At 40.5% G+C, this 1463-nt stretch carries 1 protein-coding gene; it reads right to left on the bottom strand.

The window, feature by feature from the left end:
• Window positions 1-178: 178 nt before the first annotated feature.
• On the bottom strand, window positions 179-1381 hold the full coding sequence (locus E1176_RS01100; RefSeq protein WP_155208742.1) for a DUF763 domain-containing protein: 1203 nt from the start codon (window positions 1379-1381) through the stop codon (window positions 179-181).
• Window positions 1382-1463 lie beyond the last annotated feature (82 nt).

The raw sequence follows: 1463 nt of genomic DNA, 5'->3' as shown, positions 1-1463 counted from the left end.
GTTTTGTGAGTATGGTAGCATTAGGTTCAGGATTTACGATAAACTTACTAATCGAAAATGGCATAAGGCTAGCTCAATCGAGTATTAGACGATCTGTAGACAATAAGATTGATGAGGAAATTAAAAACTACGAGAAGCAAGCAGGTGTTGCAAATAAAAAGAATGATAAATAATATATCTAAAACAAACTCAACTGCTGTTCCCCAGGTCTTTTTGCTTTGCCAAATACTGTGCGCCCACCATATTTATAAGACTGCTGTCTTTCATGCGCTATGAGTTTCTTAAGTGAGCCTTTTCCCGGTTGAAAACTATTCTCATAATCTTTAGCAAAACGGTGTAAGCTTTTCATAGCCTTACCTTTATCGCTGTAGCCTATTTTACTTTTATCTACAGCCTGCCGTAATGTGCTTATAGTTTCGTCATATACTTTCAAAGGAACAGGGAAAGGATGTCCATCTTTTCCTCCATGTGCAAAGCTAAACCTGGCAGGGTCTTCAAATCTGGAAGGGGTTCCGTGTATGACCTCGCTTACTAACGTAAGAGATTGCAATGTTCGTGGGCCGAGTCCTTGAAGCAGCAGTAAGTCTTCAAACGTTTTGGTTTCCTGTTCTTTGCACAGCGTCAAGACGCCACCAAGCCTTTTCATATTCACATCTGATTCGGCTACATAGTGTCTTTTGGGCATTAAAATCTTCCTTATTTCTGTAGTACTTAAGGCAGTATCATGAGAAATATCTAAAATACCATGTTGAGTTTTCTCAGCACCAATGGCGGTTAAATTGAGCAGCTCACCATGATTTTGACCACAAACAGCTGCGTGAGGCTCTTTTAAAAATGAGTTTAGTGTACTTGAGTTCCAATGATATCTTCTGGCCATGCCATTGGTCTGATTCATACCTTGTTGTATGACGGCCCAGTGTCCAGACTTAGTAATTACAAAATTGTGTAAATAGAGTTGGTAGCCATCCTGAATGGCTGTATTATCGATTTTTGCTGTAAGCTTACTATGCCTGACGAGTGTATCGGGGTTTTGACCAGTGCGTTCAGCGAGCTTGGTCAGTTCATCGGGCGTTTGTAGTGAGTGTTTGCCTCGGCCTCCGCATATGTAAATACCCAAATCGTGAGCAATAGGATTTAAACCTTTCTTCAGAGCACCCATTACAGAAGTTGTGATGCCTGAAGAGTGCCAGTCCATGCCCAAAACACAACCAAAGGATTGAAACCAAAGAGGATCACTGAGTTTATCAAGAAATGCCTTTTCTCCATATTCTGCTACAATAGCTTCAGTAATGGCCGTACCCAACTGCTTCATCCTATCGGCCAACCAAAACGGTACTTTGCCTCCGTGAAGAGGCATGTCGGAAAATCCTCGTTTCTGCATAACTCAAAAATACTAAAAAAATTAGCAAATACTAAAATAATAAATACCTAAGGTTGGGTATTGAAAACGAAGTGAATTTTGG

The organism is Fulvivirga aurantia, from assembly GCF_009711475.1.
GTDB lineage: Bacteria > Bacteroidota > Bacteroidia > Cytophagales > Cyclobacteriaceae > Fulvivirga > Fulvivirga aurantia.
The sequence above is the reverse complement of the archived record's forward strand: the minus strand, read 5'-3'. Positions and strand labels throughout refer to the sequence as shown.